The 20,206-nt window shown below is 59.5% G+C and carries 17 protein-coding genes; 13 read left to right on the top strand and 4 right to left on the bottom strand.

The genetic code is table 11. The features are described from left to right. Positions 1–432: 432 nt before the first annotated feature. A complete protein-coding gene (rpsT, locus tag BW686_RS22025; protein WP_005895230.1) occupies positions 433–711 on the bottom strand; it encodes a 30S ribosomal protein S20 in 279 nt (92 codons plus the stop codon). Positions 712–961: 250 nt separating this feature from the next. On the opposite strand from rpsT, the gene murJ reads away from it, so the two are divergent. The 6 genes from murJ to ispH all read left to right on the top strand — a co-directional run bounded on the left by murJ (position 962) and on the right by ispH (position 8,380). Then, positions 962–2,500 (top strand): murein biosynthesis integral membrane protein MurJ, encoded by a 1,539-nt coding sequence (gene murJ / locus BW686_RS22020; RefSeq protein WP_084919573.1) that lies wholly within the window; start codon positions 962–964, stop codon positions 2,498–2,500. Positions 2,501–2,632: 132 nt separating this feature from the next. Then, positions 2,633–3,583 carry a bifunctional riboflavin kinase/FAD synthetase gene (gene ribF / locus BW686_RS22015; protein ID WP_084919572.1) on the top strand — a complete coding sequence of 317 codons (951 nt, stop codon included), beginning with the start codon at positions 2,633–2,635 and terminating at the stop codon, positions 3,581–3,583. Further along, positions 3,580–6,411 (top strand): isoleucine--tRNA ligase, encoded by a 2,832-nt coding sequence (gene ileS / locus BW686_RS22010; protein WP_084919571.1) that lies wholly within the window; start codon positions 3,580–3,582, stop codon positions 6,409–6,411. Before ribF ends, ileS begins: the two co-directional genes overlap by 4 nt. Continuing rightward, a complete protein-coding gene (lspA, locus tag BW686_RS22005; protein ID WP_084919570.1) occupies positions 6,404–6,910 on the top strand; it encodes a signal peptidase II in 507 nt (168 codons plus the stop codon). Before ileS ends, lspA begins: the two co-directional genes overlap by 8 nt. Then, a complete protein-coding gene (locus tag BW686_RS22000; RefSeq protein WP_084919569.1) occupies positions 6,903–7,379 on the top strand; it encodes an FKBP-type peptidyl-prolyl cis-trans isomerase in 477 nt (158 codons plus the stop codon). The genes lspA and BW686_RS22000 overlap by 8 nt, the downstream gene beginning before the upstream one ends. A 53-nt stretch (positions 7,380–7,432) precedes the next feature. Beyond that, entirely contained in the window at positions 7,433–8,380 is a 948-nt protein-coding gene (ispH, locus tag BW686_RS21995; RefSeq protein WP_084919568.1) for a 4-hydroxy-3-methylbut-2-enyl diphosphate reductase, read from the top strand. A gap of 6 nt (positions 8,381–8,386) precedes the next feature. On the opposite strand, the gene BW686_RS21990 is transcribed toward ispH, so the two are convergent. Further along, positions 8,387–8,887 carry a GspH/FimT family pseudopilin gene (locus BW686_RS21990; protein WP_084919567.1) on the bottom strand — a complete coding sequence of 167 codons (501 nt, stop codon included), beginning with the start codon at positions 8,885–8,887 and terminating at the stop codon, positions 8,387–8,389. A 132-nt stretch (positions 8,888–9,019) separates the two neighbouring features. On the opposite strand from BW686_RS21990, the gene BW686_RS21985 reads away from it, so the two are divergent. From BW686_RS21985 to thiO, 7 genes are read left to right on the top strand one after another with little or no spacing between them, the layout of a single operon-like run. Further along, on the top strand, positions 9,020–9,496 hold the full coding sequence (locus tag BW686_RS21985; RefSeq protein ID WP_084919566.1) for a GspH/FimT family pseudopilin: 477 nt from the start codon (positions 9,020–9,022) through the stop codon (positions 9,494–9,496). Then, the gene (gene pilV, locus BW686_RS21980; RefSeq protein WP_084919565.1) at positions 9,493–10,017 is read left to right on the top strand and encodes a type IV pilus modification protein PilV; all 525 of its coding nucleotides are present in this window, start codon (positions 9,493–9,495) and stop codon (positions 10,015–10,017) included. The genes BW686_RS21985 and pilV overlap by 4 nt, the downstream gene beginning before the upstream one ends. Continuing rightward, positions 10,014–10,718, top strand: a complete 705-nt coding sequence (locus BW686_RS21975) for a PilW family protein (RefSeq protein WP_084919564.1) — start codon at positions 10,014–10,016, stop codon at positions 10,716–10,718. Before pilV ends, BW686_RS21975 begins: the two co-directional genes overlap by 4 nt. Positions 10,719–10,729: 11 nt before the next feature. After that, positions 10,730–11,230, top strand: a complete 501-nt coding sequence (locus tag BW686_RS21970; RefSeq protein WP_084919563.1) for a pilus assembly PilX family protein — start codon at positions 10,730–10,732, stop codon at positions 11,228–11,230. Continuing rightward, positions 11,217–14,426, top strand: coding sequence for a pilus assembly protein (locus BW686_RS21965; RefSeq protein ID WP_084919562.1), 3,210 nt, complete (start codon positions 11,217–11,219; stop codon positions 14,424–14,426). The genes BW686_RS21970 and BW686_RS21965 overlap by 14 nt, the downstream gene beginning before the upstream one ends. A gap of 11 nt (positions 14,427–14,437) precedes the next feature. Then, a complete protein-coding gene (locus BW686_RS21960; RefSeq protein ID WP_084919561.1) occupies positions 14,438–14,842 on the top strand; it encodes a type IV pilin protein in 405 nt (134 codons plus the stop codon). A gap of 27 nt (positions 14,843–14,869) precedes the next feature. Further along, positions 14,870–15,973, top strand: a complete 1,104-nt coding sequence (thiO, locus tag BW686_RS21955; protein ID WP_084919560.1) for a glycine oxidase ThiO — start codon at positions 14,870–14,872, stop codon at positions 15,971–15,973. 10 nt (positions 15,974–15,983) lie between these two features. Here thiO and BW686_RS21950 read toward each other — a convergent pair whose 3' ends face one another. Together BW686_RS21950 and BW686_RS21945 are read right to left on the bottom strand one after the other, a co-directional pair. Further along, positions 15,984–19,073, bottom strand: a complete 3,090-nt coding sequence (locus tag BW686_RS21950; protein ID WP_084919559.1) for an efflux RND transporter permease subunit — start codon at positions 19,071–19,073, stop codon at positions 15,984–15,986. Beyond that, positions 19,070–20,179: an efflux RND transporter periplasmic adaptor subunit gene (locus tag BW686_RS21945; RefSeq protein ID WP_084919558.1), complete on the bottom strand. Its 1,110-nt coding sequence runs from the start codon at positions 20,177–20,179 to the stop codon at positions 19,070–19,072. The genes BW686_RS21950 and BW686_RS21945 overlap by 4 nt, the downstream gene beginning before the upstream one ends. Positions 20,180–20,206 lie beyond the last annotated feature (27 nt).

Below are 20,206 nucleotides of genomic sequence, written 5' to 3'. Positions count from 1 at the left end.
AGCCCATCGCAGCCGTCGTAACCTCCTGAAGCTCCCACGCCCTCCGGGCAGAAGCCCACAGTGTTGGGCTCAATACTCAATAATTGGGCTCAATAAATGTAGGAGCGAGCTTGCTCGCGAACTGCCGGGAACCGGCAGCAAAGCCAGTGCATACGGTGCATCAGGCACAGCCGAGATGGCCTGTTTCAGGGCCGCTTCGCAGCCCATCGCAGCCGTCGTAACCTCCTGAAGCTCCCACGCCCTCCGGGCAGAGGCCCGCAGTGTCGGTCTCAATAAATGTAGGAGCGAGCTTGCTCGCGAACTGCCGGGAACCGGCAGCAAAGCCAGTGCATACGGTGCATCAGGCACGGCCGAGGTGGCCTGTTTCAGGGCCGCTTTCGCGCAGGCAATAAAAAACCGACCCTGAGGTCGGTTTTTCAACAAGCGGGTCGCTTAGGCTGCAGCAGCAAGGCTCAGTGCCTTGATGTGACCGTTCAGACGACCTTTATGGCGAGCAGCTTTGTTCTTGTGGATGATGCCTTTATCGGCCATACGGTCGATAACCGGCACTGCCAGAACATAAGCAGCTTGCGCTTTTTCAGCGTCTTTTGCGTCGATGGCTTTAACTACATTCTTGATGTAGGTACGAACCATGGAACGCATGCTGGCGTTGTGGCTGCGACGCTTCTCAGCCTGTTTTGCACGTTTTTTGGCGGAAGGTGTGTTGGCCACCGTCGAGCTCCTCGAAAGACTTTGTGAAATAGCAAACAAAATAGGCCGCGAATCATGCCGATGAGTTGAAGTCTTGTCAAGGGCAGTTAAGGTGATCCGCTGAGTGGTTGCTACATTTGACCGGAGGATTTATTTCCGGCCTGTGACCTGTAAACTCGCGGCCTTTGCTTCGGGCGTTTTTGCGGCGCGAAGTATCGCATAAACGGCTGGCTTAATCGCCCATCCTTTGCCAAGGCGCATAATTCTTTCAATGAATCTACTCAAGTCACTCGCCGCCGTCAGCTCTATCACCATGGTTTCCCGGGTTCTTGGCTTTGTCCGGGACACCATCATTGCGCGCACTTTCGGCGCCGGAATGGCAACGGATGCGTTTTTCATCGCCTTCAAACTGCCCAATCTGCTGCGTCGGATTTTCGCAGAGGGTGCCTTTTCCCAGGCATTCGTGCCGATTCTGGCCGAATATAAAAGCCAGCAGGGCGAAGAGGCGACGCGCACCTTCGTGGCCTATGTCACCGGGCTGCTGACACTGGCGCTCGCATTGGTGACGCTGCTGGGGGTGATTTTTGCGCCCTGGGTGATCTGGGCCACGGCGCCCGGCTTTGCCAACACGCCGGAAAAGTTTGCGCTGACCTCCGATCTGCTGCGCGTGACCTTTCCTTATATATTGCTGATTTCTCTGTCATCGATGGCGGGCGCGATCCTCAACACCTGGAACCGCTTCTCGGTGCCGGCGTTCGTGCCGACGCTGCTCAACGTCAGCATGATCTTCTTCGCGCTGTTCCTGACGCCGTACTTCGATCCGCCGGTGATGGCGCTCGGCTGGGCGGTATTGGTCGGCGGCTTGCTGCAGTTGCTTTATCAACTGCCACACCTGAAAAAGATCGGCATGCTGGTGCTGCCGCGACTGAACCTGCGGGATACCGGCGTCTGGCGGGTAATGAAGCAGATGCTGCCTGCCATCCTCGGCGTTTCCGTCAGTCAGATTTCTCTGATCATCAACACGATATTTGCTTCGTTCCTTGTCGCCGGTTCAGTGTCCTGGATGTACTACGCCGACCGCCTGATGGAATTGCCGTCCGGTGTGCTGGGCGTTGCGCTGGGGACGATCCTGCTGCCGATCCTGTCCAAAACCTACGCACAGCGTGATCGCCAGGAGTATTCGCGGATTCTCGACTGGGGCCTGCGCCTGTGTTTCGTGCTGGTTCTGCCTTGCACGCTGGCGCTGGGGCTGCTGGCCGAGCCGTTGACCGTTTCGCTGTTCCAGTACGGCAAGTTCGATGCGTTGGACGCGGCCATGACCCAGCGTGCGCTGGTCGCCTATTCGGTCGGTTTGCTGGGTATCATTCTGATCAAGGTGCTGGCCCCCGGCTTTTATGCTCAACAAAATATCCGCACCCCGGTGAAAATTGCGGTCTTCACCCTCATAGTGACGCAGCTGCTCAACCTGGCGTTCATCGTGCCGTTGCAGCACGCGGGCCTGGCATTGGCCATCAGCGTGGGGGCCTGCATCAACGCGGGGCTGCTGTTCTGGCAATTGCGCAAGCAGGATCTGTTTCAGCCCCAGCCTGGCTGGGCGAAGTTCCTGTTCAAACTGGTGATTGCCGTGGGTGTGATGTCGGCTGTTTTGCTGGGGCTGATGCACTTCATGCCCGCCTGGGACGAAGGGCATATGCTTGAACGCTTCCTGCGCCTGGGTGCATTGGTGGCAGCGGGCGTAGTGACCTATTTTGCAATGCTTCTGCTGTTGGGTTTTCGCTTGAAGGATTTTGCCCGCAAGGCCGTTATGTAGGCCGCGTCGCAAGGAGTGGTTATCCGTTTTATTCGCGACACACCGAGAACGTTGACCCGCTCTTGGCGTGTTGCCTGTCGTCCACGGCCGTGTGTGGTTATAATCGGCCACTTTATGAGCAAGAAGTGCGTTATGCAGCTGGTTAGAGGCCTTCACAACCTGCGCCCCGAACATCGGGGCTGCGTCGCCACGATTGGCAATTTCGACGGCGTTCACCGCGGCCACCAGGCAATCCTGGCGCGTTTGCGCGAGCGAGCCGTCGAATTGGGTGTGCCCAGCTGTGTGGTGATCTTCGAACCGCAGCCGCGTGAGTTCTTCGCACCGCAGACCGCTCCGGCCCGTCTGGCGCGTTTGCGCGACAAGCTCGAGCTGCTGAAGGCCGAGGGTGTTGACCGGGTGTTGTGCCTGTCTTTCAATCAGCGCCTGAGCAAACTCAGCGCCGCCAGCTTTGTCGAAACCGTGCTGATCGACGGTCTGGGCATTCAGCACCTTGAAGTGGGCGATGATTTCCGTTTCGGCTATGACCGGGTCGGCGACTTCGACTTCCTGCAGCAGGCCGGCACAGCCTGCGGGTTTACCGTAGAAGCGGCGCAGACCGTTGAAATCGATGGTATCCGTGTCAGCAGTACCAAAGTGCGTAAAGCCCTGGCTGCGGCGGATTTTGCCTTGGCCGAGCGTATGCTCGGTCGCCCGTTCCAGATAACCGGACGGGTATTGCATGGCCAGAAACTGGCGCGTCAGTTGGGTACGCCCACTGCCAATGTGCAGCTCAAGCGTCGTCGCGTGCCGTTGAGCGGGGTTTACCTGGTCAGCATGGACATCGACGGCACGCCTTGGCCGGGTGTCGCCAACATCGGCGTACGTCCGACGGTGGCGGGTGATGGCAGTGCTCACCTTGAAGTGCATCTTCTGGATTTTGCCGGCGACCTTTACGGCCGGCGTTTGACGGTGGCTTTCCACCACAAGCTGCGTGATGAGCAGCGTTTCGCCTCACTGGAGGCGCTCAAGACGGCGATCAATGCGGACGTCGCTGCCGCCCGTGCCCATTGGCATGGCCAACCGCTAAACAAGAGCCTGAAATGACCGACTACAAATCCACGCTAAACCTTCCGGACACCGCCTTCCCTATGAAGGCCGGCCTGCCCCAGCGCGAGCCGCAAACTCTGCAGCGCTGGGACAGCATTGGCCTGTACCAGAAGCTGCGCGAGATTGGCAAGGATCGTCCAAAGTTCGTTCTGCACGACGGCCCTCCGTACGCCAACGGCACTATTCACATCGGTCATGCGGTCAACAAAATTCTCAAGGACATGATCCTGCGTTCCAAGACGCTGTCGGGCTTCGATGCCCCGTACGTGCCGGGTTGGGATTGCCACGGTCTGCCGATTGAACACAAGGTCGAAGTGACCCACGGCAAGAACCTCTCCGCTGATCGCACGCGTGAGCTGTGCCGTGCCTACGCGGCCGAGCAGATCGAAGGCCAGAAGTCCGAGTTCATCCGTCTGGGTGTGCTGGGCGACTGGAGCAATCCGTACCTGACCATGAACTTCGCCAACGAAGCCGGAGAAATCCGCGCACTGGCCGAGATGGTCAAGGGCGGCTTCGTCTTCAAAGGCCTGAAGCCGGTCAACTGGTGTTTCGATTGCGGTTCGGCCCTGGCCGAAGCTGAAGTCGAGTATCAGGACAAGAGCTCCTCGACCATCGACGTCGCGTTCCCGATTGCCGACGAGGCCAAGCTGGCCGCAGCCTTTGGTGTGGCCTCGCTGGGCAAACCGGCTTCCATCGTCATCTGGACCACCACGCCGTGGACCATTCCGGCCAACCAGGCGCTGAACGTCCATCCCGAGTTCGAATACTCGCTGGTCGATGTCGGCGACAAACTGCTGGTGCTGGCGTCCGAACTGGTGGAAAGCTGCCTGACGCGTTACAAGCTGGAAGGCACGGTCATCGCGACCACCACGGGTCAGTCGCTGGAGCTGATCAATTTCCGTCACCCGTTCTACGACCGTCTGTCGCCCATCTATCTGGCTGAATACGTCGAGCTGGGTGCGGGCACCGGTATTGTTCACTGCTCGCCTGCCTACGGCGTGGACGACTTCAACATCTGCAAACAGTACGGCCTGAGCAACGACGACATCATCAGCCCGGTGCAGAGCAACGGTGTGTATGTCGAATCGCTGGAGTTCTTCGGCGGCCAGTTCATCTTCAAGGCCAACCAGAACATCATCGACAAGCTGGTCGAAGTCGGCAGCCTGATGGACACCGAAACCATCAAGCACAGCTACATGCACTGCTGGCGCCACAAGTCGCCCTTGATCTACCGCGCCACTGCGCAGTGGTTTGTCGGCATGGACAAGCAGCCTGAAAGCGGCGAAACCTTGCGCAAGCGCGCGGTCAAGGCCATTGAAGACACCCAGTTCGTACCGGCCTGGGGGCAGGCGCGCCTGCACTCGATGATCGCCAACCGTCCTGACTGGTGCATCTCGCGTCAGCGCAACTGGGGCGTGCCGATTCCGTTCTTCCTGCACAAGGAAAGCGGCGACCTGCACCCACGCACCGTCGAGCTGATGGAAGAAGTCGCCCGGCGTGTCGAGAAAGAGGGCATCGAAGCCTGGTTCAAGCTGGACGCCAGCGAGTTGCTGGGTGACGAGGCAGCCAAGTACGACAAGATCTCCGACACACTGGACGTCTGGTTCGACTCGGGCACCACGCACTGGCACGTATTGCGCGGTTCGCACCCGATGGGCCATGAAGCCGGCCCGCGTGCCGACCTGTACCTGGAAGGTTCCGACCAGCACCGCGGCTGGTTCCACTCGTCGCTGCTGACCGGCTGCATGCTGGACGACCACGCACCGTATCGCGAGCTGCTGACCCACGGGTTTGTGGTCGACGAGAATGGCCGCAAGATGTCCAAGTCGCTGAACAACGTCGTGGCGCCGCAGAAGGTCAACGATTCGCTGGGTGCAGACATCATGCGCCTGTGGGTTTCGGCGACTGACTACTCGGGCGAAATGGCCGTTTCCGATCAGATCCTGCAGCGCAGCGCCGATGCCTATCGTCGCATTCGCAACACTGCACGTTTCCTGCTCTCGAACCTGTCGGGCTTCAACCCGGCAACCGACATCCTGCCTGCCGAAGACATGCTTGCGCTGGACCGTTGGGCCGTTGACCGCACGCTGCTGCTGCAACGCGAGCTGCAAGAGCATTACGGCGAATACCGGTTCTGGAACGTGTACTCGAAGATCCACAACTTCTGCGTGCAGGAGCTGGGTGGTTTCTATCTGGACATCATCAAGGATCGCCAATACACCACGGCTGCCGATAGCACCGCGCGCCGTTCCTGCCAGACCGCGCTGTTTCACATCTCCGAAGCGCTGGTGCGCTGGATCGCGCCGATCCTGGCGTTCACCGCCGACGAGCTGTGGCAGTTCCTGCCAGGCGAGCGCAACGAATCGGTGATGCTCAACACCTGGTACGAAGGTCTGACCGAAATGCCGGCCGACTTCGAAATGGACCGCGCCTACTGGGAGCGGATCATGGCGGTGAAGACTTCGGTCAACAAGGAAATGGAAAACCTGCGCGCAGCCAAGGCCATTGGCGGCAACCTGCAGGCCGAAGTGACCCTGTACGCCGAAGATTCGCTGGTCGCCGATCTGGCGAAGCTGAGCAACGAGCTGCGCTTCGTACTTATCACCTCGACCGCCAGCGTGGCGCCGTTGGTGTCGGCTCCGGCGGATGCAGTGGTCACTGAAGTGGCGGGCCTGAAACTGAAAGTGGTCAAGTCCAGCCATGCCAAGTGTGCCCGTTGCTGGCATCACCGCGAGGATGTGGGTGTAAACCCTGAGCATCCGGAAATCTGTGGCCGTTGCGTGGACAACATCAGCGGTGCAGGCGAGGTGCGTCATTATGCCTAACGCCTCGTTTGGCCGTCTGGCCTGGCTGTGGTTGAGCGTGCTGGTTCTGGTCATTGACCAAGCCAGCAAGTACTACTTCGAGAACGCGCTGACCCTGTATCAACAGATCATCGTGATTCCGGATTACTTCAGCTGGACCCTGGCCTACAACACCGGGGCTGCCTTCAGCTTTCTGGCGGACGGTGCCGGTTGGCAGCGCTGGTTGTTTGCCCTGATCGCGGTCGTGGTCAGCGCCGTGCTCGTGGTCTGGCTCAAGCGCCTGGGTCGCGATGACACATGGCTGGCTGTGGCGCTGGCGCTGGTGCTGGGCGGCGCGCTGGGTAATCTCTATGACCGCATCGTGCTGGGTCATGTGATCGACTTTATTCTGGTTCACTGGCAGAACCGCTGGTACTTCCCGGCGTTCAACGTCGCCGACAGTGCAATTACCGTTGGTGCGATCATGCTGGCGCTGGACATGTTCAAGAGCAAGAAAACCGGAGAAACCGTCAATGGCTGAACAGTCGTCGACTCAAGGCTCGTCTGACGAGTTGCGTATCGGTCAGAACACGCAGGTCACCTTGCACTTCGCCCTGCGTCTGGAAAACGGCGACACCGTCGACAGCACCTTCGAAAAGGCTCCGGCCACGTTCAAGGTCGGCGACGGTAATTTGCTGCCCGGTTTCGAAATGGCAATTTTCGGTTTCAAGGCGGGCGACAGAAAGACCGTGCAGATTCCACCGGAAAACGCCTTTGGTCAGCCCAACCCACAAAACGTGCAGATCATGCCACGCTCGCAGTTCGTCGGCATGGAACTGTCCGAAGGGTTGCTGGTGATCTTCAACGACGCGGCCAACACCGAGTTGCCCGGCGTGGTGAAAGTATTCGATGACGAGCAAGTCACCATCGACTTCAACCACCCGCTGGCGGGCAAGACCCTGAGCTTCGAAGTGGAAATCTTCGACGTGAAGGCGATTCTGGCTTCCTGATCTCCGCCATCAAGCCCGGCTTCGGCCGGGCTGCTCCGCACATGAGGCACTGCATGCAAATCAAACTCGCCAACCCCCGCGGCTTTTGTGCCGGTGTGGACCGCGCGATCGAAATCGTCAATCGCGCCCTGGAAGTGTTTGGTCCGCCGATCTACGTGCGCCATGAAGTCGTTCACAACAAATTTGTCGTCGAAGACCTGCGCTCGCGCGGTGCGATCTTCGTTGAAGAGCTGGACCAGGTGCCGGACGACGTCATCGTCATCTTCAGCGCCCACGGCGTTTCCCAGGCCGTGCGCACTGAAGCGGCGGGTCGCGGCCTGAAAGTTTTCGATGCGACTTGCCCGCTGGTGACCAAGGTTCATATCGAGGTCGCCCGTTACAGTCGGGACGGTCGCGAATGCATCCTGATCGGCCACGCCGGGCACCCGGAAGTCGAGGGCACCATGGGCCAGTACGACGCCGTCAACGGCGGCGCGATCTATCTGGTTGAAGACGAAGCGGACGTTGCCCGCCTTCAGGTGCGCAACCCCGAGTCTCTGGCGTTCGTGACCCAGACCACGTTGTCGATGGACGACACCAGCCGGGTGATCGACGCCTTGCGCCAGCGTTTCCCGGCCATTGGTGGGCCGCGCAAGGACGACATCTGCTACGCCACGCAAAACCGTCAGGACGCGGTCAAGCAACTGGCCGACGAATGCGATGTGGTGCTGGTGGTCGGTAGCCCGAACAGCTCCAACTCCAACCGCCTGCGTGAGCTGGCCGAGCGCATGGCCACTCCGGCTTACCTGATTGATGGCGCCGAGGACATGCAGCAAGGCTGGTTCGAAGGCGTCGAGCGTATCGGCATCACCGCTGGCGCCTCGGCTCCGGAAGTGCTGGTGCGTGGTGTTATTCAGCAATTGCAGGCCTGGGGCGCCACCGGTGCCGATGAACTGGCTGGCCGCGAAGAGAACATCACCTTCTCGATGCCCAAAGAGCTGCGGGTCAAATCGCTGCTCTGAGGCCACTCAGCCGCACAAGGCTGAGGCCTTCTTTGTATCTTCAAGCCTGACCCTGCCGGTGGCGGCGACTATCACGCGATAGTTGCTGACCGGCTGGCCGCTGGCGCACACATGCAGCGTATCGTTGGTTCTGCCTCGCAAACCGCCCAGACCATTGAAGCTCAACTGCCTGGCACGCTTGCGGCTGCCTGACACCCGACTTTTGCCGTCACTGGCGCGCTCTACAAGTAACGTATCGTTTTCGTCCGGACCTTTGCCATCCGGGTCGAGTATGATCCGCCAGCCATTGCTCCAGTCGTCCTCGATGGCATGAATGGTCACGATCTGATTACGCGTTATCGCGGCGACTCTGGCCGAGCGAATGCCGCTGGCCAGCTCCTGAGCGGTTGCACGCCCTCGACTGGAATCGATCAGTTCTTTGAAAGAAGGTGTTGCGATGTTGGCGAGAATGGCGACCAGTGCGACTACGATCAGTAATTCGACCAGTGTGAACCCGGCATGCTTCATGTGCTTTCCCTCCCTGGAAACCGCTGTTTCAGAACCTTGCGGGCGTTCGTCGTCACAAAACAACCGTACGTCCCGCTATGGATTTTCCTGCGGCATTGCTGCCTTATAGTCGTCAGGCCTAGGAGACACTCAATGCGTTATATAGCCAAGGGATTCAGCCTCATCGAATTGTTAGTCACTGTGTCTCTGGTGGCTATCCTGGCGGCTATCGCTATCCCGAATTTCACCAGCTCCATCCAGAGCAGCAAGGCCGACACCGAAATCAGCGATTTGCAGCGGGCCCTCAACTATGCGCGCCTTGAGGCGATAAACAGGGGAGTGGGGATACGCATCGCGCCAACAGACAAGCAAGCGTGGAATAACGAATTGCAGGTTTATCCGGTTTCCGACACCAGTGCGAAACCCGCTGCGCTTCGCAAGGTTGCGGCGATGAGCAGTGGCGGAACGCTGGCCGCGGATAACAATGTGACGGCCATTGATTTCAATAACCTGGGCGGGCTCAGCGCCCCGGCTACGGCGGTAACCATGACCTACACCCGGGGCACTATCACTAGAACCATGATGATTTGCCTGACGGGCAGAATTGTCCTCGGTGGGGGCTGCGGATGACCTGCCACGTGCGGTATCGCCAGTCCGGCATGACGCTGATCGAAGTGCTGGTTTCGGTCTTGATCCTGGCCATCGGCCTGCTGGGCGCTGCCGCCATTCAGCTCAATGCCCTCAAGTACACCGACAGCTCGACCATGAGCAGCCAGGCCAGCTTTATCGCTTACGACATGATGGACCGCATCCGCGCCAATGTTGACGGCAACTCAAGTGCCAACGGCTCGACCAATGTGCTGGCGACGTATGCCCTGGCGAATCTGGCAGCGGCGCCTGCTGCCAATCTGAATAACGCACGCCAGCAGGATCTTTCTGATTTCAGGGACAACATCATCAATTTTGCAGGCCAGAGCGGCACGGGCAGTATCACTGTCAGCAATGCTCCGGAAGTAACCATCACCATTGGCTGGAGCGATACCCGCGCTGCCAGCGCGAGCAATCAGGCAACAGGAAGCCCTACGGCCACTCCGGCGGCTCCGACACCTCGGAGCTTTACACTGACCTCCCGAATCGGGGTCAACCCATGAGGAATACGTCCAAAGGTTTCGGGCTGGTCGAAATCATGGTGGCGCTGGTCATCGGGCTGGTGGTGAGCCTGGGGATCGTTCAGATATTCTCCGCCTCCCGAGCCACGTATCAGAGTCAGAACTCGGCCGCCCGGATGCAGGAAGACGCCCGTTTCATCTTGAGCAAACTGGTGCAGGAAATCAGGATGACCGGAATGAATGGTTGCCTGAAGCTCGACAGTTCTGCGCCCGTCGCGCCTGCCATCAGCCGGCCTCTTGCGATGGAAAACCAGATACTCTGGGATAACGCGAACCGCAGGTTGACGCTGGTGACCGCTGATATCGGAATCACTGGAAGCTCGCCGACCTGGACCATTATCTCCGACTGCATAACATCGACTCAGCTCTACGTCGGCGCTCGTGCGCCGGCTGCCGGGCAAACCGCTTTTCCCCTGCGGCAACTGGTTTACACGCTTAATGGCACAGACCTGAACATCCAGGCCACTACGGCGGGAAAGACGGAGCCGTTGCTGCAGAACGTCGTCGGGTTCGATGTTTTATTCGGTATGGTGGGCAACCCGATGTCCTACACCCAAACCATTACGCCTGCCAACGCTGTCGATATACGCAGCGTGCTTATCCGCTTGACGTTATCTGACCCGAGCGGGCGGGTTCAGAATCAGCAGTACAGCGTCGTTGCTTATCTGCGTAATCGCTTTTGAACGGGCCGGGCATGAACAAGAACATGCGATTCAACTCGACAGTTGCGTTTCCTGCCAGGCAGCGCGGCATGGTGCTGCTGGTCAGTCTGGTGTTCCTGCTGCTGCTGACGCTGCTGGGCATTTCATCCATGCAGAACGCCACGTTGCAGGAAAAGATGGCGGGCAGCGTGACGGTTCGTAATGTCTCTTTTCAGGCGGCCGAGGCGCAACTGCGTCTCGGCGAGTCGTCGATCATGAAGCCCGATTTTTCAATGGCTTCCTGTACGCCACCTGCCGGCTGCGCCCCGCCGGCTGATTCGACTACAGTGCTGAATCCGGGGATGGGGACTTCTGGCGTGAACTGGATTGGCACAAGCGCTGCGATGTTTGGTATCCAGAATCTGGGCACCACGGCTACGCCCATACGGAGCCCTGCGAATTGCACGGGGTCGGTCACAATGTATCGGGTAACCGCAATTGCCATTCAAGGCACTTCGCGAACGGTGCTGGAGAGTATTTATGGCAATTGCTAGGGCGTTTCGTGGTGGCCTGAAGTTCCTGTATGGCGCGCTGCTGGCGCTGTATCTGGCCAGCCCGGTGTATGCTTTCACTCCCGCGCAAGTCCCCTTGTTGAGTTCCCCGGCAGTGCCGCCCAACCTGATGCTGCTCGTGGACAACTCGGGCAGTATGTACAACATCATCTGGGCGTCGGGGTTTAACCCGACGATCAAACAGTCAGACATCAGTTATTACTCCACCCAATGTATCAGTGGTTTCATCACCGTCCCTTGCCCCTTTTTGAGCACAATATCGGGGGACGATGCATTGTCGCTAGGGGACATCAACGGGGTCAGCATTTTCAACTTTGCGCTGCTGTGTCCGTCTGGAGGTCGTCCTGTCTTTCGCAATAACATTCGCTACTGCCTTGCGCTTCCCGATCCTGCCGGCGGCGGGTTGACGCGTTACACAGCCAACTACCTGTCCTATTTGATTGACCTGGTCCAGCCCAACTCTTCCGGCGTGCGCAATTACCTGAACGGTGTCATCCCCAACGATTACCGTATGAAGGTTGCGAAATCCGTAGCAACCAACCTGGTGACAAACAACTCCTCACTCAGGATCGGGCTGGCCACGTTCAATGATCCCAACAATTTTGATTCGGGGCCTGGGGGCAAGATAGCCAGGATCGTTACAGACCTGGCGCCTGTCGCGCGCACTACTTATCAACCTAACGAGGTCACTCAAGATCAGGCCACTAAAAACAGTGACAACCTCAAATTGGCTATCGCCAACCTGACCCCTTCAGCCAACACCCCGCTGGCGGAAACCTATTACGAGATCACGCGGTATTTTCGCGGGATGTCGCCGTTCTATCAGAGTGGCTCGAACTACGTGAGTCCGATTCAATACCGTTGCCAGAAAAACTACGGTGTCGTTATTACCGATGGCTTGCCGACTTATGACCGGACGTTTCCCACCAATGACCCTGACGATGTTCTGGACACGACCCGCTCGCTGCCCAACTGGGATTTGAACGCCGCCAATGATGGCGACAACCTGTCGGGCGATGGTGAAGGGGATACGCTCTATCTGGACGACCTGGCCAAATTTGCCTATGACATCGACCTGCGTCGTGACGCCGTGACGTCGGGCGGCGACCTGACCGGCAAAAGCTGGGACACCGCCGGTTTCGCGAAACAGAACCTCAGCACATACACCATCGGCTTCACGGCATCGAACCAGATGCTTAACGATGCTGCCAACGATACCCACGGTCATGGCAAATACTTCCAGGCCAACGACAGTTCGGGGCTCAGCTCTGCGCTGGATCTCGCATTGAGCGACATCTACGCCAAAGTAGGCTCTGGCGCAGGGGGCGCGGCAAACTCATCGACGCTTCAGACAGGTACTCAGTTCTATCAGACGCTTTACGATCCGAGCGATTGGCATGGCACTATCAGGGCCTTCAATCTGGATCAGACAACAGGTGCCTTGAGTGCGCCGGTCTGGACGACGGACACGGCTATTGTCACTGGCTCGACGCCGCCGGTATTCGAGTCGTGGAGCACGCTTTCCACGCCGACGAAGATTCCCCTGGAATATGCCAGTTTCAGCCCTGCTCAACAGGCTGCGCTGAATGCGACGTTACCGACCAACGTGACAGGTGAAGAGCTTATCGCCTGGTCCAAAGGGACCGCCAACGCCAAGCTTCGAACACGTACCCGGCTGCTGGGTGACATCGTCAACTCTTCTCTCGGCGCGGCATTGCCTTCGCAAAAAACCGCTTCTGACCTGATAGGTGACACCACCTATACCACGTACCTGGCCACCAAAGCCGCCAAGATGAATTACAGCATTCTGGCCAACGCCAACGACGGATTTTTTAACGTTATCAGCCCAACCGACGGCTCAAGGCGATATGCGTACATGCCCTCGACAGCGCTGACCTCGCTGGCGACCATCGCCTCCACCTCCTATGGATCTGGCGTTCACAAATTCACGGTAGATGGTCAGATTTCAGTGTTCGATACGCAACTGTCCTCGGGTACCGCGTGGCGCACCGTGGCTTATGGCGGTACCGGAGCGGGTGGCAAGGCATTCTTCGCCATCAAGCTATTTGAGGGCACGAGTAACACCGTCAGCGCGCTGTGGGAGGTCAAAGCCCCTGACACGTCCGACGCCAACAATAAATTCAACAATCTTGGTTACACCTATGCAAAACCGGATGTTGCGCGGATGGCGGACGGCACAGGAATTATGGTGGTGGGGAACGGTTACGGCAGCTTCACAGGCAGGGCCTCGCTGTATGTACTGAATGCCAATACCGGGGCATTCATCACCGAGATCCAGACGCCGGTCCTCAACAGCGAAACAGATAACGGGCTCTCTTCAGTCAAACTGCGCGTCAACGCCCAGAACGTGGTTGTGGCTGCGTACGCAGGCGATCTGAAAGGGCGGTTGTGGAAGTTCGACATGAGTGGCGCAGCCGCTTCCAGCTGGAAAGTGGCTTTTGGCGGCGCGCCATTGTTCACCGCACCACGCGGTGCCGCTCAGCCCATCACCGTTCAGCCCTTCGTGCTCGATCACCCGCTCAATGGCAAGATCGTTTATTTCGGGACCGGCAAGTTCATTGAAGTTGCAGACAAGCAAACCACCGCGCTTCAGGACTTCTATGCGATATGGGATGCCGATGCCGGAACGGGCAGCACTGTAGAAGCAAACCTGCAGGCACAAGCGGTCAATGGCAGTGTCATCAGCAACGGCACCACGTATTTCACGTCGACCACCAATGATGTGGACTGGTCCGTCAAAAAAGGCTGGTACATGCCGCTCTCGGCGGTGGCGCCGTACCTGGGCGAGCGGATCATTTACCCGGCGCAGACCAGTCGGGGCCGGATTATCTTCTCGACAGCATCCGTAAACTCCGCCGACCCTTGCGAAAGTACGGGCACCGGGCGCGTCTTTGAGCTCAATGCTGCCACCGGTAGCATGCTTAACTATCAGGTGCTCGACACCAACGGCGATAACAACATCAACAATTCCGACCTGTACGCTGCCGGGCTCGGGTACACGGGTATTCCCGTCGTATCGGCTATCGTGTCGGGTACGGGTGACGGCAATGAAGTGAAGATCATCAACAACTCCACGGGCAACACGCCTGATGTCCTGAAAGAAAAGGGCGGCAGTGGTAACGTTTACCAGCGCATCATGTGGCGACAAATCCAATAGGGAAGCGAATCATGCGAGCGACATCCAGGGGCTTTACGTTGATCGAACTCATGATCGTCGTGGCGATTGTCGGTATTCTGGCCGCCATCGCTTACCCCAGTTACACCGAGTACGTGAAGCGCACCCAGCGCTCGGCCATCGCCAGCTTGCTTTCAGAGCAGACGCAGGCGCTGGAACGCTGGTATTCGCGAAACAACGGGTCTTATGCAAATCTTGTGGGTTTGAGCGGCGGTAACACTTACTACAACATCCTTCCCGTTGTTAACGCTACCGACTTCACCCTGACAGCCACACCGATCGGCGGCACGCTGATGGCAGGCGACAAGTGCGGCAGCTTCGTGATCACCAACACCGGTGCGCGAAGCAACTCAGGCGCGACCACCGGCGTGACCACCAAAGACTGCTGGGGCCGCTGAAACCGTTTTCCTTGTCCAGAGACCAAGATGTCCAAGCAAAAAACAGTCATTGTCGGCGGTGGCGTCATAGGGCTGCTGACCGCCTTCAATCTCGCCTCCGAGCAGGTCAACATTGTGTTGCTGGATCGTTCGGAGGTGGGTCAGGAATCCTCCTGGGCTGGTGGCGGGATTGTTTCGCCGCTCTATCCGTGGCGCTACAGCCCCGCAGTTACTGCGCTGGCGCATTGGTCACAGGACTTCTACCCGCACCTCGCCGAGCGTTTGCTCGCACAGACCGGTATCGACCCCGAGGTTCACAAGACCGGCCTGTATTGGCTCGACCTTGACGACGAGCAGGCTGCGCTTGAATGGGCGGTACGCGCGAGCCGGCCATTGAGCCGCGTCGATGTCTCGGCGGTAAATGACGCTGTGCCAGCGCTGGGGAAGGGGTACTCGCGGGCGATCCACATGGCCGACGTGGCCAACGTGCGCAACCCCCGGCTGGTCAAATCGCTCAAGGCCGCGCTGCTGGCGATGCCGAACGTCGAAGTTCGCGAGCAGTGCGAAGTCAGCGGCTTTGTGCGTGAGGGCAGCAGGATCTCAGGCGTGTGTACGCCGTCAGGTCATGTCACCGGTGATCGGGTGATTCTGGCGGCAGGCGCCTGGAGCGGCGAACTGCTCAAGACCCTTGGCCTGGAGCTGCCGGTCGAACCGGTCAAAGGGCAGATGATTCTCTACCGCTGTGCATCGGACTTTCTGTCCAGCATGGTTCTGGCAAAAGGGCGCTATGCGATTCCGCGTCGCGACGGCCATATCCTGATCGGGAGCACGCTGGAGCACGAAGGGTTCGACAAGACCACCACGCACGCCGCGCTGGAAAGTCTCAAGGCATCGGCCATCGAATTGCTTCCCCAACTGGCCAATGCCGCACCTGTCGCCCAATGGGCAGGCCTGCGTCCCGGCTCGCCCGAAGGCATTCCCTTCATCGGGCAGTTGGCCGGCTTCGACGGGCTGTGGCTCAACTGCGGTCATTACCGCAACGGCCTTGTGCTGGCGCCGGCCTCGTGTCAGCTGATCACTGATCTGTTACTGGGCGGCAAGCCGATCATTGACCCCGCGCCTTACTCACCGGCAGGCCGCCTGCATTTCTGAATGACTGTATTCAGGTGGCCTGTGCCTCTCGCCGACGCTCGCTGCCATCCGGCCTGATCCTGAACCAGATCGAATACATGGCCGGCAGAAACACCAGGGTCAGCACCGTCCCCGCAAATGTGCCGCCGATCAGCGTGTAGGCGAGGGTGCCCCAGAACACCGAATGGGTGAGCGGGATAAACGCCAGAATGGCCGCCAGCGCCGTCAGTATCACAGGGCGCGCACGTTGCACGGTGGCTTCGACCACGGCTTGAAACGGGTCGAGCCCTGCCTGCTCGTTATGGTGGATCTGGCCGATCAGAATCAGCGTATTGCGCATCAGAATGCCGGACAGTGCGATCAGCCCGACCAGCGCGTTGATGCCGAATGGCTGCTGAAAGAGGATCAGCGTAGGCACCACGCCGATCAGCCCCAGCGGGCTGGTCAGGAACACCATGACCATGGCCGATATCGACCGCACCTGGAGAATCAGGATGATCAGCGTGACCGCCAGCATGATCGGGAACAGCGGCAACATCGCCGCCATTGCTTTGCCTGACTCTTCTATTGAGCCCGCCTGATCGATCCGGTAGCCACTGGGCAGCTTGTCGATAACTGGCTGTAACGCTCGGGTGATGGCTGTCGACACATCCGGCGGTTGCAGGCCGTCGGCGATATCGCCGCGCACGGTGAGGGTGGGCGTGCGGTCGCGCCGTCGCATCACCGGTTCTTCCATCCGCACTTCAACTGTACCGATCTGCGACAGCGGAACACGCTGCCCATCGACGCCGGTGAGGGTGAAATCCATTATTTTCGCCGGATCAAGTCGCGTGTCACCCGCCGAACGGGCCACCACCTGCACGGTGCGAATGTCTTCGCGCACCGCCGTAATCGGCAGGCCGGTCAGGAGGAACTGCAGTTGCTGTGCGACCTGGCTGGAACTCAGCCCGATGGCCTGCATCCGGTCCTGTTGCAAGGTGAAATGCAGCGCCGGCGTACGCGTGCCCCAGTCTGTATTGACGGTGCGCATCATCGGGCTGGCGTTCATAACCTGTCGTACCTGCGCCGCAAGGCCGCGCAGCACGTCCGGGTCCGGGCCGGCAATGCTGTAGGCGACGGGGTAGGGCGAATACGGGCCGAAGACCAGTTGCGTGACGCGAACCTGTGCCTCGGCAGCCAGCCCATCGGAAATAGCCTGACGCAACCGGTGTTTTAGCGCATCGCGCTGTGCCTGGCTGTCGGTGCGCACCACGATCTTGGCAAATGACGGGTCGGGCAATTCCGGCCCCATCGCCATATAGAAACGCGGTGCGCCCTGGCCAATGTAGGCGGTGACGATTTCGGCTTCTGTCTGCCCGGCCAGCCAGCTTTCCACTTTTGCAGCCGCAGCACTGGTTTGAGCAATCGAGGTGCCGTAGGGCATTTGCACTTCAATCAGCACTTCAGGGCGGTCGGACACCGGGAAGAACTGCTTTTTGACCAGCCCCATGCCGAGCACGGCCAGTACAAACAACCCGATGACCGAGCCTGCGACCAGCCATTTGCCTGCGATGACCCGCGCCAGCATCCGGCGGAAACGGTTGTAGCGCGGGGTGTTGTACAGCGCTTGATGCCCGCCTTCGATCTGCTTCACATCGGGCAGCAGTTTGACGCCGAGGTACGGGGTGAAAAACACAGCGACCACCCACGAGGCAATCAACGCGATACCGACGATCCAGAACATGTTGCTGGTGTATTCACCTGCGGTGGAGCGGGCGAAGCCATTGGGCATGAAGCCGACGGCGGTGACCAGGGTGCCGGATAACATGGGCGCGGCGGTGTGGCTCCAGGCGTAGGCAGACGCGGCGATGCGGTCGTAGCCTTCTTCCATTTTCACCACCATCATTTCAATGGCGATGATCGCGTCGTCTACCAGCAGCCCGAGTGCCAGAATCAGCGAGCCCAGTGTGATGCGGTCGAAGTTCTTGCCACTCATGGCCATGATCACGAAGACCACTGCCAGGGTCAGCGGTACAGCGGCAGCGACCACCACGCCGACACGCCAGCCCATGCTGATAAAGCAGACCAGCATGACCACCAACAGGGCGACGAAGAATTTGATCATGAACTCATCGACTGCCGAACTGATGTTGACGGCCTGGTCCGTGACCTTGCTCAGGCTCATGCCCAGTGGCAGCTCGGTGTTGATCGCGCCCACTTCCTGATCCAGCGCTTTGCCGAGGTCGAGGCCGTTCCAGCCATCGCGCATGACGATCCCCAGCAATAGCGCCGGTTCGCCGCCGTTGCGAATCATGAATGTCGCCGGATCTTCGTAACCGCGCTTTACCGTGGCAATGTCCGACAGCTTCAACGTACGGCCCTGTGCCACAACCGGTGTATCACGGATTTTTTGCAGCTCATCGAACGCGCCGTCCAGCCTGATGAACACCTGCTGCCCTCGGGTTTCAACCGAGCCTGCCGGGGTCAGCGCGTTCTGATTGTTCAGCGCGGCAAACACCTCTTGGGGGCTGATCCCCAGGGTTGCCAGTCGTTCGTGAGAAAACTCGACGTAGATGCGCTCGGGCTGCTCGCCCACAATATTGACCTTCTTCACCCCTGACACGTGCAGCAAACGCTGGCGCAGCGATTCGGCGTCACGTGCCAGCAAGCGTTGCGGCTCGCCTTTGGCCTTGAGCGCGAACAGCGCGAAGGTGACGTCCGAATACTCGTCGTTGACCATCGGCCCGATAACCCCGGACGGAAGCGTCATGGCCTCGTCACCGATTTTCTTGCGGGCCTGATAAAACTCATCCGGCACTTGCGACGGCGGCGTGCTGTCGAGCAGGGTCAGGGTTGTGAATGCCATGCCTGGTCGGGTGTAGGTCTCGGTTCGGTCGTACCAGCGCAGTTCTTGAAGGCGCTTTTCGATCTTCTCCGCCACTTGGTCCTGCATCTCCTGGGCGGTCGCGCCCGGCCACACGGACACCACGGTCATCACCTTGACCGTAAACGCCGGGTCTTCGGCCCGGCCCAGTTTGAAAAAGGCAAGGGTCCCTGCCAGCGTAATCAGGCAGATCAGAAACAGGGTGATCGAACGCTCACGGACGGCCAGCGCTGACAGGTTGAACCGATGAGTGCTCATGGGCGCGCACTCTCTGCCACGGCTGTTTGAGGCACAACCCTAACGTACTGGGCTTCGTGCAGCAGGTGCGCGCCGAGTGCGACGATGGGTGTGCCTGGCCTGAGCTGCGTACGGATGCGGGCATGCTCGTCATCAAGGTGCTGAACCTCCACCGGCGTCCAGTTGACCTGTGCCGGTTCCCCTTGAATCACCCAGATGCCCGGTCCCTTGCCAGCGTCGTACAACGCGCCGATGGGCACCTGCAGCATGCTCTGTCCTGAGGCCTCGGCGCTGGGGATCTTCACCGTAATGGTGGTGCCCAGCGGCGCATTCGCCATCTCGCCCTCCAGTACCCAGCGCGCTTCGAAGGTCCGGGTCTGACGATCCGCGACGTCCGACAGCTGCCGCAGCTGCGTCGTGGCGCTCTGGTTTTGATGGCCGAACAGCGTGGCCTGGGCGGTAGAACCGATCCGGGGCCGAAGGTTTTCCGGAAGTTGAACGACCGCTTCACGCGGTCCGGCATGCGCTACGCGTATCACTGCCTGCCCTGCGCTGACGACCTGACCGGGTTCAACGAGGGTTTCCATGACGATACCGTCGGCATCCGCCACAAGGTCTGCGTAGCGAGTTGCATTGATGGCAACGTCAGCCTGTGCTTCGGCTGCACTGAGCCGAGCCTTGGCCGAGTCCGCCGTCGCCTTGATCTGGTCGTAGCTGGACGCTGAAATCGCGCCGCTGCTGCGCAGGCTTCTATAACGCGTTTCTTCGTCCGCGGCCTGTTTGGCCTGCGCTCTGGCTGCCGTCACTGCTTCGCGTTGGGCGTGGGCAGCAAGCTTCAGGTCGGCAGGGTCGATGCGCATCAGCGGTTGACCGCGCTTGACGGCCTGCCCGGTGTCGACAAACCGCTCCAGTACTTTGCCGGACACCCGAAAACCCAGGTCGCTTTGCACCCGAGCCGCCACGGTTCCGGTAAAGGCGCGGGGCGCTACGCTGGCCTCCTGAAGGATCGCAACGCGCACCAGTGGCGCTTGGGTGCGTGGGTCCGTTTGCGTTTTTTCGCTGCAGGCGGTCAGGGCAACCGGCAGTACACCGGCAAGAATGAACAAAGCAAGGCGATGCCGGAGCATGGGAGTCTCAACGTGCAGTGGTCGATG

This window comes from Pseudomonas syringae, from assembly GCF_002157375.1.
Lineage (GTDB): Bacteria > Pseudomonadota > Gammaproteobacteria > Pseudomonadales > Pseudomonadaceae > Aquipseudomonas > Aquipseudomonas syringae_T.
Note: the sequence above shows the minus strand (reverse complement) of the source record. Positions and strands in the feature narration are given on the sequence as shown.